At 38.4% G+C, this 14,456-nt stretch carries 17 protein-coding genes; 3 read left to right on the plus strand and 14 right to left on the minus strand.

Going from position 1 to position 14,456, the window contains the following annotated elements:
• Positions 1-49: 49 nt before the first annotated feature.
• Both FN756_RS00785 and FN756_RS00790 read left to right on the plus strand, forming a co-directional pair.
• Entirely contained in the window at positions 50-1,333 is a 1,284-nt protein-coding gene (locus FN756_RS00785; RefSeq protein ID WP_142600640.1) for a porin, read from the plus strand.
• Between the two features lie 88 nt (positions 1,334-1,421).
• Positions 1,422-2,960: an acyl-CoA carboxylase subunit beta gene (locus FN756_RS00790; RefSeq protein ID WP_221928994.1), complete on the plus strand. Its 1,539-nt coding sequence runs from the start codon at positions 1,422-1,424 to the stop codon at positions 2,958-2,960.
• Positions 2,961-3,062: 102 nt separating this feature from the next.
• Here the strand turns inward: FN756_RS00790 and FN756_RS00795 are convergent, their stop codons facing one another.
• Positions 3,063-3,797, minus strand: a complete 735-nt coding sequence (locus FN756_RS00795) for a class I SAM-dependent methyltransferase (RefSeq protein ID WP_142600643.1) — start codon at positions 3,795-3,797, stop codon at positions 3,063-3,065.
• A gap of 390 nt (positions 3,798-4,187) precedes the next feature.
• Between FN756_RS00795 and FN756_RS00800 the strand changes: the two genes are divergently transcribed.
• Positions 4,188-5,309, plus strand: coding sequence for a M42 family metallopeptidase (locus FN756_RS00800; RefSeq protein WP_142600645.1), 1,122 nt, complete (start codon positions 4,188-4,190; stop codon positions 5,307-5,309).
• 94 nt (positions 5,310-5,403) lie between these two features.
• Here FN756_RS00800 and dnaK read toward each other — a convergent pair whose 3' ends face one another.
• The 13 genes from dnaK to rpsE all read right to left on the minus strand — a co-directional run bounded on the left by dnaK (position 5,404) and on the right by rpsE (position 14,452).
• A complete protein-coding gene (gene dnaK / locus FN756_RS00805; RefSeq protein WP_142600646.1) occupies positions 5,404-7,305 on the minus strand; it encodes a molecular chaperone DnaK in 1,902 nt (633 codons plus the stop codon).
• 252 nt (positions 7,306-7,557) lie between these two features.
• Entirely contained in the window at positions 7,558-8,046 is a 489-nt protein-coding gene (rplQ, locus tag FN756_RS00810) for a 50S ribosomal protein L17 (RefSeq protein ID WP_142600648.1), read from the minus strand.
• Positions 8,047-8,153: 107 nt separating this feature from the next.
• Complete coding sequence (locus FN756_RS00815) at positions 8,154-9,146, minus strand: DNA-directed RNA polymerase subunit alpha (protein ID WP_142600650.1); 993 nt, start codon at positions 9,144-9,146, stop codon at positions 8,154-8,156.
• 100 nt (positions 9,147-9,246) lie between these two features.
• The gene (gene rpsD / locus FN756_RS00820) at positions 9,247-9,855 is read right to left on the minus strand and encodes a 30S ribosomal protein S4 (protein WP_142600651.1); all 609 of its coding nucleotides are present in this window, start codon (positions 9,853-9,855) and stop codon (positions 9,247-9,249) included.
• Between the two features lie 84 nt (positions 9,856-9,939).
• Positions 9,940-10,332, minus strand: coding sequence for a 30S ribosomal protein S11 (gene rpsK, locus FN756_RS00825; protein ID WP_142600653.1), 393 nt, complete (start codon positions 10,330-10,332; stop codon positions 9,940-9,942).
• Between the two features lie 87 nt (positions 10,333-10,419).
• On the minus strand, positions 10,420-10,797 hold the full coding sequence (gene rpsM / locus FN756_RS00830; RefSeq protein ID WP_142600655.1) for a 30S ribosomal protein S13: 378 nt from the start codon (positions 10,795-10,797) through the stop codon (positions 10,420-10,422).
• A gap of 31 nt (positions 10,798-10,828) precedes the next feature.
• Complete coding sequence (rpmJ, locus tag FN756_RS00835) at positions 10,829-10,945, minus strand: 50S ribosomal protein L36 (RefSeq protein WP_073405774.1); 117 nt, start codon at positions 10,943-10,945, stop codon at positions 10,829-10,831.
• 1 nt (position 10,946) lies between these two features.
• The gene (gene infA, locus FN756_RS00840) at positions 10,947-11,165 is read right to left on the minus strand and encodes a translation initiation factor IF-1 (protein ID WP_014681251.1); all 219 of its coding nucleotides are present in this window, start codon (positions 11,163-11,165) and stop codon (positions 10,947-10,949) included.
• Positions 11,166-11,170: 5 nt separating this feature from the next.
• Entirely contained in the window at positions 11,171-11,944 is a 774-nt protein-coding gene (map, locus tag FN756_RS00845; protein ID WP_142600656.1) for a type I methionyl aminopeptidase, read from the minus strand.
• Positions 11,945-11,974: 30 nt separating this feature from the next.
• Positions 11,975-13,294 (minus strand): preprotein translocase subunit SecY, encoded by a 1,320-nt coding sequence (secY, locus tag FN756_RS00850; protein ID WP_142600658.1) that lies wholly within the window; start codon positions 13,292-13,294, stop codon positions 11,975-11,977.
• Between the two features lie 4 nt (positions 13,295-13,298).
• Positions 13,299-13,745: a 50S ribosomal protein L15 gene (rplO, locus tag FN756_RS00855; protein WP_142600659.1), complete on the minus strand. Its 447-nt coding sequence runs from the start codon at positions 13,743-13,745 to the stop codon at positions 13,299-13,301.
• Between the two features lie 4 nt (positions 13,746-13,749).
• Positions 13,750-13,929 carry a 50S ribosomal protein L30 gene (gene rpmD / locus FN756_RS00860; RefSeq protein ID WP_142600661.1) on the minus strand — a complete coding sequence of 60 codons (180 nt, stop codon included), beginning with the start codon at positions 13,927-13,929 and terminating at the stop codon, positions 13,750-13,752.
• A 4-nt stretch (positions 13,930-13,933) separates the two neighbouring features.
• Entirely contained in the window at positions 13,934-14,452 is a 519-nt protein-coding gene (rpsE, locus tag FN756_RS00865) for a 30S ribosomal protein S5 (RefSeq protein WP_142600662.1), read from the minus strand.
• Positions 14,453-14,456: the final 4 nt, after the last annotated feature.

The following is a 14,456-nucleotide window of genomic DNA, read 5'->3' on the forward strand; positions in this document are numbered from 1 at the left end:
TAACTTAAAAAACGAACTTAATAATAGAAACAATTTACTCAGTTAACCCATGTTAAATCAGACTTTCCGAAAAGGTTTCGGATTTATTGCGCTAGTATTATTATTTGCCTTACCATTTGCATCTTCTGCTCAGGTTCCCGTTCCGATTAAAGACACAACAAGAACCTTATTATTAACCGGTTACATTCAAACTCAATATCAACATGCTGATTCAGCAGGCATTCCTTCTTACGACGGAGGTGATTTTACATCAAATCTGGATTCACGTTTTGCCATTCGGAGAGCTCGTATTCAAGCAGATTACACCCGAAAGTTCATTACTGGAACTATTCAGTTCGATTTGGTTCCTACTAGTGTTCGAATAACTGATGCTTATCTTCAATTTTCGGATCCAAAATTCCAAACCTTCAATTTAGGAATGGGTTTAACGAATGTACCCTTTGGCTATGAAGTTCTTGCAAGTAGTTACTCACTTGAATCGATTGAAAGAAGTCGTTTAATTCAAACCTTATTCCCTGATGAAAAAGATTTGGGAGCTCATTTGATTGTGCAGTCGCCTCAGGCCAAATGGAACACTTTAAAATTATCATTGGCATTGGTAAATGGATCAGGACGTAACTTTAACGACTACGACAGCCGTAAGAACTTTGTAACCAGTTTACAATTCGACGCTTCTAAATTATTAAAGAAATCATCCGCTCTAAACCAATTAGGTGTAGGTGTTTCTTATTATAACGGAGGAGTACGCAACAATACAAATTCAATGTTCTATAACGGAACTGATGCATTAGGAAATAAAGGTTTTATTGAAAAACCAGTTACGGTTGGAGATTATGCAACGCGACGTTACACCGGTGCACACTTCTTGATCGGAGTAAAAAGCGTTTTGGGCACAACCAAATTCAATACAGAATATATTTCGGGTAAACAACCTGGAGTTGCTGCAGGAGGTGCCATTAGTGGCCCATTAGCTTCGCGCAGCTTTGGAGTTCAGCCTGCAACCCCCCTTTACAATAGAGAGTTTGAAGGTTACTATTTTACGCTAACACAATCATTGGGCAAACTCCCTGTATTTGTAGTTGCAAAATATGATTATTACGATCCTAACACCTTTGTTAGTGGTAAAACCATTGGCTTAGCCGGTAATTTAACTAACGCTGGTGATATTGCTTACAACACTTGGGGTCTTGGAAGTTTCGTTAACATCTACAAAGGAGCTGCCCGCTTAGCAATTTATTATGACTTTGTTACAAACGAATCCACTTCGGTTACGGCTTATACACATGATATTAAGGATGATGTATTTACGGTAAGAGCACAGTTCAAATTCTAAAAAAAATAAGCGCACCATTAATAAAACAGGCAAGCCAATGGTTTGCCTGTTTTTGTTAAATTTGAGGCACAATCAATAAATAAATCAGGTGCACAGAATAGATAATTTACTTCAAAAACGCGATGAGGCTCTCCTCGGAGGAGGTCAAAAACGTATCGATAGTCAACATAAAAAAAGAAAACTTACCGCTCGTGAACGTATTCATTTTTTAATGGATGAAGGTTCATTTGAAGAAATTGGCATGCTTGTAACCCATCGCGCCTCAGACTTTGGCTTAGAAGAAGAAATCTATCCGGGTGATGGAGTAGTTACCGGTTACGGAAATGTTAATGGTCGATTGGTTTATGTATATGCTCAGGATTTTACTGTTTTCGGCGGATCATTGTCGGAAACACATGCCGAAAAAATCTGCAAAATCATGGACCTGTCCTTAAAAAATGGAGCGCCTATCATTGGTTTAAATGACTCGGGAGGAGCCCGTATTCAAGAAGGGGTGGTTTCATTAGGAGGCTATGCCGACATTTTTTACCGTAACACCTTAGCTTCAGGGGTAGTACCTCAAATTTCAGCAATCATGGGTCCTTGTGCCGGTGGTGCGGTTTACTCCCCTGCTCTTACCGACTTTATTTTAATGGTCGAGAATACTTCCTATATGTTCGTTACCGGTCCTAATGTTGTAAAAACGGTAACGCACGAAGAAGTAAGCGCCGAAGAATTAGGAGGCGCGTCTACCCATTCAAGCAAATCAGGAGTTACTCATTTTTCATGCGCAAATGAAATTGAGTGCATCAACAACATTAAAAAGCTGCTGAGCTACATGCCTCAGAATTGTGAGGACGATCCGGCTATATTGGATTATGAATTTACTGATGAAATAAGAACAGCGCTTGATGGAATTGTACCTCAAAATGCCAATCAGCCTTATGATATTCGTGAGGTGATTGAAAATACAATTGATGAAGGCTCATTCTTCGAGGTACATAAAAACTTTGCTGAAAACATTGTGGTCGGGTTTGCTCGCATTGGGGGCCGCAGCATTGGCATTGTAGCTAACCAACCTGCATTTTTAGCAGGAGTGCTCGATATACACGCCTCCACCAAAGGTGCTCGTTTTGTGCGTTTCTGTGATTCATTCAACATTCCTTTATTGGTTTTTGAAGATGTACCCGGCTTTTTGCCAGGCACTGATCAGGAGTGGAATGGAATCATCAATCATGGAGCAAAACTTTTATATGCGTTCTGCGAAGCAACCGTTCCAAGAATTACGGTTATTACCCGTAAAGCCTATGGTGGTGCTTATTGCGTAATGAATTCGAAACACATCGGTGCCGACATGAATTTCGCATGGCCAACGGCGGAAATTGCTGTAATGGGGGCCAAAGGAGCTGCAGAAATTATCTTCAAAAAAGAAATTTCAAGCGCTGATGATCAATATGTAAAACTGGTTGAAAAAGAAAGTCAATACTCTGAAATGTTTGCCAACCCTTACCGGGCGGCTGAACGTGGTTTTGTTGATGAGGTAATTCTTCCAAATGAAACACGCATAAAACTGATTAAGGCGTTCCGCATGCTGGAAAATAAATCCGTTAAAAATCCAAGAAAAAAACACGGGAACATTCCTTTATAGTATTGAGTATTGAGTCCAAATCGTAACAATTGTGATCGATTTGGACTCATAGTATTTTCTGCACTTCTTTCGACATTAACTTTTTACCCCACTGCTTACTTCCTACTTCCGACCAACCCTCAACAAAACCGGAAATGTAATTTTCTTAGAAGGAGCATCTCCCCAACAGTCCATCAATTTTGTACTAATTGCATCAATGGGATTTTTGTTATTCTTTTCGATGTAATGCTGAACCGCCGACCAGGTATTCAAATATCCAATCAATTCATCGAACGACCAATTAGCTGTTATTGTTAAGGATGGACATTCTATTTCTTTATAAGGGAAAGGAATAGTTTGATATAATTCATCCAGGTACTTTCGTTCCTCATCCCAATATGGGCCGGTTATGTCTTTGTATAAATGATTTATGATTTTATCCGTTTCAGCATCAATTGATAGCAAGTAATACCCAATAACAGCAATAACCCCTTGAGGCTTTAATACCCTTTCAACCTCTGCATAAAATTTCTCAAAATCAAACCAATGAATAGCCTGGGCAATGGTAATCAAATCAAAAAAATCAGATTGAAACGATGTTTGCTCAGCCGGCTCAACTTTGTATTCGATATTACTTTTTTTAACTGCATGTGTGATTTGTTTTTCACTTATATCCGTTGCATAAACATGCTCAAAAATTTCAGCTAGATCTGCAGCGACTTGCCCGTTCCCGGTTCCACAATCCCAGGCATTCTTTTTTTGCGTCACTATCTCCTTTAAAAAACCGAAAAGTTCAGCCGGATAAGTAGGTCTGAATTGTGCGTATAATTTTGAGTGTTTAGAGAAATTGTCTTTCATCGTTTCAATTTTCTAACTAACGCTAAAAAAGATGCCATTTAAGGGTCTCAACGCCCAGGTCTTCATTAGTTAGGCCGAATTTATCGATTTGTTTTCGAATCCCTTTAACCATGCCCAATCTTTCAGATTACTGAAGCTGCTGTCCTTGTTGCAAAAAAGGCATACTGATCACCCTTGAGTTGTTTGACAAGCGAGGGGCTCTCGCCAAAACTACACTCCCCATATCAACTGATTTTATGGGTAAGAGAACTATGCGCCTACCCCAAAGAAATCGGCCACTAAAAGCTCCTTAAAATAAAACAGGCGGCATCTTCTTAAAATGCAGGGATGCACATGAATATTTTCTTTAAAAAGCATAAATTACCATCTTTACATCCAAATTCAAATCAAATGAGTAAGAAGAAAGACGAAAAAAAAGAAGAGAAAAAACATCATTCGGTAGTAAATAAGAAATCGATTGAATTTTTCGAAAAATATATTAATACCCATTCACCTACAGGGTTTGAATGGACAGGACAAAAGGTTTGGTTAGATTACATTAAACCCTATGTCGATACTCATTTTGTGGATAATTACGGTACCGCTGTTGGTGTAATTAACCCAGAAGCAGAATACAAAGTAGTTATTGAAGCGCATGCTGATGAAATTTCATGGTTTGTGAATTACATTACCAATGATGGATTAATTTATGTAATTCGTAACGGAGGTTCTGATCATCAAATAGCACCTTCAAAACGCGTTAATATTCATACCGAAAAAGGTATTGTAAAAGCTGTTTTCGGCTGGCCTGCCATTCATACTCGTAGTGGTGAAAAAGAAGAAGCGCCGACCTTAAAAAACATCTTTTTAGATTGTGGATGTACCACCAAAGAGGAAGTAGACGCGTTGGGTATACATGTTGGCTGCGTTATTACTTATGAAGATGAGTTCATGGTTTTGAACGATCGCTATTATGTAGGTCGCGCACTCGACAACCGTGCCGGTGGTTTTATGATAGCTGAAGTAGCACGATTGTTAAATGAAAATAAAAAGAAATTGCCATTTGGCTTATACATCGTGAATTCTGTGCAAGAGGAGATCGGTTTACGAGGAGCAGAAATGATCGCCAATCGAATTAAACCGAACTTGGCCATTGTTACTGACGTAACACATGACACAAGCACTCCAATGATTAACAAAATTACTCAGGGTGATTTAGCCTGTGGAAAAGGCCCGGTGATTTCATACGCACCGGCAGTTCACAATAACCTCAATAAAATATTGGTTGATACTGCCAAAAAGCATGATCTTCCTTTCCAACGTCAGGCCAGTTCACGTTCAACAGGTACTGATACCGATGCATTTGCATATTCAAACGGAGGTGTTGTTTCTGCCTTAATTTCTTTACCCCTTCGCTACATGCATACCACCGTTGAAATGGTGCATAAACACGATGTTGACAATGTAATTAGCTTGATCTATGAAACCTTGCTTGAGATAAAGCCAGGCCATGACTTCAGATACATCAAATAAATAGAAGAAAAAGGGAATGCTGAATTTCCGTATATAAATAAAAATCCCTCACCTGTTATCCAGAGTGAGGGATTTTAGTTTATTCAGTTTGATGTTACTTAACTTCTTCGAAGTCTACATCTTTAACGTCACCGCTATCGCTGGTTCCATTTTCGCCTGACGGTCCGCCTTCGTTACCAGGTGCACCAGCTTCTTGAGTAGCTTTATACATCTCTTCAGAAGCTGCATTCCAAGCGTTGGTAAGCTCTGTTGATGCACTTTCGATACCCGCAAAATCTTTTGCTGCGTAAGCATCTTTCAATTTCTTGAAAGCATCTTCAATAGGTTGCTTTTTATCAGCAGAAATCTTATCACCATATTCTTTTAATTGTTTCTCGGTAGAGAAAATTAAAGCATCAGCAGCGTTTAATTTTTCAACCTCTTCTTTCGCTTTTTTATCTGCTTCAGCATTAGCTTCAGCTTCTTGCTTCATTTTTTGAATTTCAGCATCAGATAATCCTGAAGAAGCCTCAATGCGAATCTTCTGCTCTTTACCTGTAGCTTTATCTTTAGCCATTACATGTAAAATACCATTGGCATCAATATCGAATGTTACTTCAATTTGAGGAATTCCACGAGGTGCAGGAGGAATACCATCCAAGTTGAAACGACCGATAGAACGGTTTTGGTTTGCCATTGGACGTTCACCTTGTAATACGTGAATCTCAACTGAAGGCTGATTATCAGATGCAGTAGAGAACACCTCACTACGTTTAGTAGGAATAGTGGTATTTGCCTCGATCAATTTGGTCATTACACCACCCATGGTTTCAATACCCATTGACAAAGGAGTAACGTCTAATAATAAAACGTCTTTCACTTCACCAGTCAATACACCGCCTTGGATAGCAGCACCAATTGCAACAACTTCATCCGGATTTACACCCTTTGAAGGTGATTTTCCGAAGAAATCTTCAACAGCTTTTTGAATAGCAGGGATACGTGTAGAACCACCTACTAAAATAATTTCATCAATATCACTTACCGATAATCCAGCATTTTTCAACGCTGTTTTACAAGGCTCAATTGTACTTTTAATCAACGAATCAGTTAATTGCTCAAATTTAGCACGACTTAAATTACGCACTAAGTGTTTAGGCATACCATCAACCGGCATAATATAAGGCAAGTTGATCTCGGTAGAAGTAGAACTAGACAATTCAATCTTAGCTTTCTCAGCAGCTTCTTTTAAGCGCTGTAAAGCCATAGGATCTTTACGAAGGTCAATCCCCTCATCATTCTTAAATTCTTCTGCTAACCAGTCTATAATAGTCTGATCAAAGTCGTCACCACCAAGGTGAGTATCGCCATCAGTTGATTTAACCTCAAATACACCATCACCTAATTCAAGTACAGAAACGTCATGTGTACCACCACCGCAGTCGAACACAACGATCTTCATATCTTTATGAGCTTTATCCAAACCATAAGCAAGAGCTGCTGCTGTAGGTTCGTTAATGATACGCTTCACATTTAAACCTGCAATTTCACCTGCCTCTTTCGTAGCCTGACGTTGAGAATCATTGAAGTAAGCTGGTACAGTAATAACAGCGTCTGTTACTTCCATTCCAAGGTAATCCTCAGCTGTTTTCTTCATTTTTTGAAGAATCATTGCCGAAATTTCTTGTGGGGTATATGTACGCTCGTCAATCTGTACACGAGGAGTATTATTATCACCTTTCACAACTTTATACGGTACCCGAGAGATTTCGTTCAAATCTTCAGCGTACGTATTACCCATAAATCGTTTAATAGAAAAAATGGTTTTAGTTGGGTTCGTAATCGCCTGACGTTTCGCAGGATCACCTACCTTACGCTCACCATTATCAACAAAACCAACAATCGAAGGAGTAGTACGGCGTCCTTCACTGTTCGGAATTACTACCGGCTCGTTACCTTCCATTACAGCAACACATGAATTGGTAGTTCCTAAATCGATACCTATAATTTTTGACATAATTTTATATTTCTTTCAATCGTATTACTCTTCATCAATGCTTGTGCCAAGCAAAAATACAGGCCAAAAATCGAAAGTATGACAGCAAATCACTGTTAAAATGTGGCAAAAACGAAATTTCAAATGACATGATGACAGAGGTAAACTAGAAATAGGAACTGACAAATAACTGAAGATTGTCAGTTGCCATAAACAAAAAGGGAACACATTACTGTGTTCCCTTTATTATTAAAAGATTGAATCTTTCTGAAATTATTCAGCAGAAGCCTCAGTTGAAGTTTCAGCAGTTTCAGTAGTTTCTGCTTTTTTAGCTTTACCAGCACCACGACGACGTGTTGCTTTCGCTTTCTTAGTATCGCTAGGTTTACCAGCAGTGTAAGTAGCATTGAAATCTACTAACTCGATAAAACACATTTCAGCGTTATCACCCATACGATTACCGGTTTTGATAATACGAGTGTAACCACCTGGTCTGTCAGCAATTTTAACAGCGATATCACGGAACAATTCAGTAACTGATTCTTTGTTCTGTAAATAACTGAACACCATACGACGATTGTGAGTAGTATCTTCTTTAGACTTAGTTAATAAAGGCTCTACGTAAGTACGTAGGGCTTTAGCCTTAGCTAAAGTAGTAGTGATTCTTTTATGCAAAATCAAAGAAGAAGCCATGTTCGACAACATCGCTTTGCGGTGTGAATCTGTTCTTCCTAAATGATTAATTTTCTTACCGTGTCTCATTTTTATTAATTTAAGTGTGTACCGTCTCTATGAATTTAATCTGAGGGAATTACACACAGTGAAAAATTATACTAATCTTTCTAATTCCCCTGAAGGGATTTAGGAAATTATTCCTCGTCTAATTTATATTTAGAAAGGTTCATGCCAAAGGTTAAGCCTTTAGATTTCACCAATTCCTGAATCTCAGTTAGCGATTTCTTTCCGAAGTTTCTAAACTTAAGCATATCGGCTACGTCATAAGTTACCAATTCAGAAAGAGTTCTGATATCAGCAGCTTTCAGACAGTTCAATGCCCGAACAGACAGGTCAAGATCTTGTAATTCAGTTTTAAGGATTTTACGCATGTGTAAAATTTCCTCATCCACTTCTTTAGTATCTTCTTTGGCCTGAGTTTCTAACATGATACGCTCATCTGAGAACAGCATAAAGTGCTGAATCAGGATTTTAGCTGCTTCTTTCAATGCATCTTCAGGATGAATTGACCCATCAGTAGTAATGTCAAGAATCAGCTTTTCGTAGTCAGTCTTTTGCTCAACGCGATAGTTCTCAATTGAGTACTTCACGTTTTTAATTGGAGTATAGATCGAATCGATTGCAATTACACCAAGTGCAGCATCAGCTGATTTATTTTCTTCTGCTGAAACGTAACCTCTGCCTTTGTTTACAGTCAACTCAACTTCAAGAGTTACACCTGAATTCATATTGCAGATAACCAACTCAGGGTTCAGAACGGTGAAATTGCTTGAAAATTTAGCAATATCAGCCCCAGAAAATGTTTCCTGACCGTTGATTACTACAAATATTTTTTCTGCGTCACCAGCTTCGCCAATCTTTTTGAAGCGAATTTGTTTTAAGTTGAGGATAATCTCTGTTACATCTTCAACAACACCTTTGATCGTTGAAAATTCATGAGATACACCTGCAAGCTTTACACTGGTAATCGCGTAACCTTCTAAAGATGATAATAGAATCCTGCGTAAAGCATTGCCAATAGTTACACCGAAGCCAGGCTCCAATGGACGAAACTCAAAGAGACCTTGAAAATCGGTCGCCTTTTGCATTATTACTTTGTCAGGTCTTTGAAACGCTAAAATTGCCATTTGAGATTTATAAACGTTTTATATTATTAGTTAAGCGTTATATGTGTAATTAAGGGTTACTTATTTTTTGAATATAATAAATAACCCTTAATAGTCGCTATTATTTAGAGTACAACTCGACGATCAGTTGTTCCTTGATATTCTCAGGAATCTCATCACGCTCTGGGAAATTAAGGAATGTTCCTTTAAACTCAGAACCATCCCAATCCAACCAATTGTATTTGGTTACACGACGCGCACTCAAAGAGGTTGTAATAGCCTCTAATGATTTAGATTGCTCACGTACACCAATTACATCGCCCGGTTTAAGAGCGTAAGAAGGAATGTTTACAAGTTGACCGTTAACAGTAATGTGTTTGTGACCTACCAACTGACGAGCAGCTGCACGAGTAGGAGCAATACCTAAACGATATACAGTATTATCTAAACGACCTTCCAAAAACTTAAGCAATAACTCACCAGTTACACCAGTTTTACGAGAAGCTTTATCAAATAGGTTAGCAAATTGCTTTTCTAACACACCGTAAGTGTATTTAGCTTTTTGCTTTTCCATTAACTGTACAGCGTATTCTGACTTCTTACTACGTTTTTTAGAAGCTCCGTGTTGACCTGGAGGGTAGTTTTTCTTTTCTAAAACTTTATCAGGTCCAAAGATTGGCTCGTGAAATTTACGCGCAATCTTTGATTTTGGTCCAATATATCTTGCCATTTGTTGATTGTTTTTAAAGTATTAACAGCCTTTAGCTATTAAATCTTAGCTTTAAAACCTAAGTACTTTAGTTAAAATAAAAAATTAAACTCTTCTGCGTTTTGGAGGACGGCAACCATTGTGTGGAAGCGGAGTAATATCTTTGATCGAAGCGATCTCTAGTCCAACGATTTGTAGTGTACGCATAGCTGATTCACGACCAGATCCTGGACCTTTAACAAATACTTCTACTTTACGCAAACCTAAATCATAAGCAACTTTACCGCAATCGGTAGCAGCTTGAGCTGCAGCATAAGGGGTATTCTTTTTAGAACCTTTGAATCCCATTTTACCAGCTGATGACCATGAAATAGTTTGACCAGTAGAGTTGGTCAGAGTAATAATAATGTTGTTAAAAGTTGCGTTGATGTGTGCTTCACCTACCGATTCAACTACAACAATACGCTTCTTGGTAACTTTTTTTGTTGATTTTGCCATTTTCTTTTAAAAGTACTTTGTATACCTATAGATACTCTATAGGAGGTGATCAGTTATTTAATTAATAACTCTGATTTTATTTACTTATTATCTGGTAGCTTTTTTCTTACCAGCAACAGTTTTACGTTTACCTTTACGTGTACGTGAGTTATTTTTAGTTCGCTGTCCGCGTAATGGTAATCCTTTACGGTGACGTACACCACGGTAGCAACCAATATCCATCAAACGCTTGATGTTGAGTTGTACTTCTGAACGCAAAGCACCTTCTACTTTGAAGCTCTGATCAATAATTGAACGAATTGCAGCTAGCTGATCATCGTTCCAGTCCTGAACTTTAGTATTCAAATCAATACCAGCTTCTGTTAAGATTTGCTGAGCAGAACGGCGGCCGATACCATAAATGTAGGTAAGACCGATCTCTCCGCGTTTGTTTCTTGGTAAATCAATACCTGCTATCCTTGCCATATTTTTTAATTCAATCTTTAATTTTCAGTGATTAGCCTTGACGCTGTTTGTATTTCGGATTCTTTTTGTTAATAACATAAAGCTTTCCGTTGCGACGAATGATTTTGCAATCAACGCTGCGTTTTTTAATTGATGCTCTAACTTTCATTTTATTTGTACCTATATGTTATACGCCCTTTGGTTAAATCATAAGGCGACATTTCTAATTTAACTTTATCACCCGGTAAGATTTTGATGTAATTCATTCTCATCTTACCAGAAATATGAGCGATGATCTCATGCCCGTTCTCAAGCTCTACACGAAACATTGCATTTGACAATGCTTCTCTAATTATTCCATCCTGCTCAATTGAGGATTGTTTTGCCATGTATTTTAGTTTTTTAATACTTCTTCAATAACTGAAAACGTTGATAAAACATCAGCTTTACCTTTGGCTACCGCAATGGTATGTTCAAAGTGGGCCGAAGGTTTACGATCCTGAGTGAAAACGGTCCAACCATCGTTCGATTGTTTTACCCTAGCCGTTCCCATATTGATCATGGGTTCGATAGCAATAACCAATCCTTCGGTTAACTTCATTCCCGTTCCACGTTTACCGTAATTAGGCACTTGTGGATCTTCATGCAGATGACGGCCTACACCGTGACCTACTAATTCTCTCACTACACCGTAACCTTGCTTCTCAGCGTGTTCTTGAACTGCAAAACCAATATCGCCAAGTCGCATCCCTACGACTGCTACTTCAACAGCTTTTGCTAAACACTCTTTAGTGATAGTTAATAACTGCTGAACCTCAGGAGCAATTTCGCCTACAGCAAATGTGTAAGCAGAATCACCGTAAAACTTATTTTTAAGAACGCCACAATCTACAGAGATAATATCTCCCTCTACAAGCGCTTGCTTTGTTGGAATACCATGTACAACTACTTCATTTACCGAAATACATAGTGAAGCGGGAAAACCTTCATATCCTTTAAAAGCTGGCGTAGCTCCGTTATCACGAATAAATTGTTCAGCAATTCTATCAAGTTCAAGCGAGGTAACGCCTGGTTTGATATGCTTGGCAACTTCGGCCAACGTTTTTGAGACTAATAAAGAACTTTCCCTAATTAACTCTATCTCTTCCGCTGATTTGTAATGTACCATTCTTTTCTTTATACTCTCCGCTACACTTAATTAAACTGCAGAACTAACTGGTGTACGACCTTGAATTCTGCCGGTCTTCATTAAGCCATCATAATGACGCATTAACAAATGACTTTCAATTTGTTGCAAAGTATCAAGAATTACACCTACAGTGATTAGTAACGAGGTACCTCCAAAGAAGTGAGCAAACTGTGAATTTACACCAGCCATCATAGCAAAGGCAGGCATAATTGCCACAAGCGCTAAGAATATTGAACCTGGAAATGTAATACGAGTCAAAATTTGATCGATAAATTCAGCAGTAGGACGACCTGGTTTTACACCTGGCACAAAACCACCATTACGTTTCATATCATCAGCCATTTGAGTTGGATTAACCGAAATAGCCGTGTATAAAAACGTAAATAAGATGATAAGTATTGCAAACGTTAAATTATACGTTACTGAAGCAATATCATGGAATGAAGCCAAGAAGCTATTGTTAGCAGCATCCGGAAAGAATTGCCCAATAGTAGAAGGAATAAACATAATTGCTTGAGCAAAAATGATTGGCATAACACCAGCTGCATTTACCTTTAAAGGAATGTACTGACGAACTCCTCCATATTGCTTGTTACCAACAATGCGTTTAGCATATTCTACAGGAATCTTACGAGTTCCTTGTACCAATAATACTGCAAACATTACGATACCCAACAATACTACTGTTTCAATAATGAAAGTAATAATACCACCTGCACCGTTAACACGAGTTACTAACTCCTGAGTTACAGAAAGCGGTAAACGCGCAATAATACCTACCATAATGATGATAGATATACCGTTGCCAATACCATTATCAGTAATTTTTTCACCTAACCACATTACGAACATCGTACCCGAGGTAAGAATGATCATTGATGAAATGTTAAACAATGCGTGATTAACCATAATAGCATTTTCAGGAACAATTGATTTCAAATACCCAATAGCCTGAGCTGCTGTGATGAAAATGGTTAAAATACGGGTGATTTTATTGATTTGTCTACGACCGCTTTCGCCTTCTTTTTGAAGCTTTTGAAAGTAAGGAACAGCAATAGTAAGCAGCTGAATTACAATCGAAGCTGAAATATATGGCATTACCCCTAATGCAAAAACTGAAGCACGAGAGAATGAACCACCTGCGAACATATTCAACAACCCAAGAATTCCTTCTTGGGTGCTTTGTTTCAGTTGAGATGGATCAACTCCAGGTAATACGATATAGGAACCGATACGGTATATGAGTAGGAACAATAGGGTATTTAAAATACGAGTTCTTAAATCCTCAATGTGCCAAATGTTCTTAAGTGTGCTTACCAGTCGTTTCATTTAATTAGAGTTTTACAACTACCCCACCTTTAGCTTCAATAGCTTCTACAGCCTTAGCTGAAAATGCATGAGCCTTTACTTCAAGTTTAGCAGTCAATTCACCACGACCTAAAACTTTAACTAGATCTGATTTTGACATCAAACCGTGCGCTTTTAGAGCCTCTAGGTCAATAACCGCTAAGTTATGTTTTTCAGCCAATTCTTGAAGCATATCTAGATTAATTCCGATATATTCAACACGGTTGAAATTTTTGAAACCTACTTTTGGTAAACGACGTTGCAATGGCATCTGACCACCTTCGAAACCAACCTTTGTTGAATTTCCTGAACGTGAGCCAGCTCCTTTATGACCGCGTGTAGAAGTACCGCCTTTGCCGGAACCTGTACCACGACCAATGCGCTTGCTGTTTTTAACAGAGCCTTGCGCTGGTTTTAAACTGCTTAAATTCATTTTATTAAATATTTTCAATTGCAACCAAATGAGATACTTGTTTCACCATTCCGATGATCTGAGGAGTGGCTTCAACCTCAACACTTTTGTTGATCTTTTTCAAACCTAGAGCGATCATCGTTTTTTTCTGACGCTCAGAACGGTCGATAACGCTCTTAATCTGTGTGATTTTAATTTTAGCCATTTTCTTATCCGTTAAAAACTTTATCTAAAGAAACCCCTCTTTGTTGAGCCACTGTAAATGGATCACGCATTTTAGCTAATGCAGCAATTGTAGCTTTCACCACGTTGTGCGGGTTCGATGAACCTTTTGATTTTGCTAAAACGTCGGTAATACCAGCCGACTCTAAAACTGCACGCATTGCACCACCGGCAATTACACCAGTACCATGAGCTGCAGGTTTTAAGAAAACGAAACCACCTGAATATTTACCATGTGCTTCGTGAGGTACAGTACCTTTATGAACAGGAACTTTCACCAATGACTTCTTAGCGTCATCAACGCCTTTAGAAATTGCTTCAGTAACCTCTTTTGCTTTACCTAAACCGTAACCAACTACACCGTGTTCATCACCTACCACAACGATAGCTGAGAAGCTGAATGTACGGCCACCTTTAGTTACTTTGGCAACACGTTGTATGCTTACCAATCGGTCTTTCAACTCGATTTCGCTAGATTTTACTCTTTTTATATTTGCTGTTGACATCGTT

It is taken from the genome of Solitalea koreensis (assembly GCF_900182575.1).
Taxonomy (GTDB): domain Bacteria; phylum Bacteroidota; class Bacteroidia; order Sphingobacteriales; family Sphingobacteriaceae; genus Solitalea; species Solitalea koreensis.

What these genes read in the sequence shown, in the direction of transcription:
- dnaK (WP_142600646.1), bottom strand. Translation starts at nt 7,305, where the DNA reads ATGTCAAAAATTATAGGTATCGATTTAGGAACTACCAATTCATGTGTT.
- FN756_RS00815 (WP_142600650.1), bottom strand. Translation starts at nt 9,146, where the DNA reads ATGGCAATTTTAGCGTTTCAAAGACCTGACAAAGTAATAATGCAAAAG.
- FN756_RS00800 (WP_142600645.1), top strand. Translation starts at nt 4,188, where the DNA reads ATGAGTAAGAAGAAAGACGAAAAAAAAGAAGAGAAAAAACATCATTCG.
- rplQ (WP_142600648.1), bottom strand. Translation starts at nt 8,046, where the DNA reads ATGAGACACGGTAAGAAAATTAATCATTTAGGAAGAACAGATTCACAC.
- FN756_RS00795 (WP_142600643.1), bottom strand. Translation starts at nt 3,797, where the DNA reads ATGAAAGACAATTTCTCTAAACACTCAAAATTATACGCACAATTCAGA.
- rpsM (WP_142600655.1), bottom strand. Translation starts at nt 10,797, where the DNA reads ATGGCAAGGATAGCAGGTATTGATTTACCAAGAAACAAACGCGGAGAG.
- rpsE (WP_142600662.1), bottom strand. Translation starts at nt 14,452, where the DNA reads ATGTCAACAGCAAATATAAAAAGAGTAAAATCTAGCGAAATCGAGTTG.
- rplO (WP_142600659.1), bottom strand. Translation starts at nt 13,745, where the DNA reads ATGAATTTAAGCAGTTTAAAACCAGCGCAAGGCTCTGTTAAAAACAGC.
- FN756_RS00785 (WP_142600640.1), top strand. Translation starts at nt 50, where the DNA reads ATGTTAAATCAGACTTTCCGAAAAGGTTTCGGATTTATTGCGCTAGTA.
- rpmD (WP_142600661.1), bottom strand. Translation starts at nt 13,929, where the DNA reads ATGGCTAAAATTAAAATCACACAGATTAAGAGCGTTATCGACCGTTCT.
- secY (WP_142600658.1), bottom strand. Translation starts at nt 13,294, where the DNA reads ATGAAACGACTGGTAAGCACACTTAAGAACATTTGGCACATTGAGGAT.
- infA (WP_014681251.1), bottom strand. Translation starts at nt 11,165, where the DNA reads ATGGCAAAACAATCCTCAATTGAGCAGGATGGAATAATTAGAGAAGCA.
- map (WP_142600656.1), bottom strand. Translation starts at nt 11,944, where the DNA reads ATGGTACATTACAAATCAGCGGAAGAGATAGAGTTAATTAGGGAAAGT.
- rpsK (WP_142600653.1), bottom strand. Translation starts at nt 10,332, where the DNA reads ATGGCAAAATCAACAAAAAAAGTTACCAAGAAGCGTATTGTTGTAGTT.
- rpmJ (WP_073405774.1), bottom strand. Translation starts at nt 10,945, where the DNA reads ATGAAAGTTAGAGCATCAATTAAAAAACGCAGCGTTGATTGCAAAATC.
- rpsD (WP_142600651.1), bottom strand. Translation starts at nt 9,855, where the DNA reads ATGGCAAGATATATTGGACCAAAATCAAAGATTGCGCGTAAATTTCAC.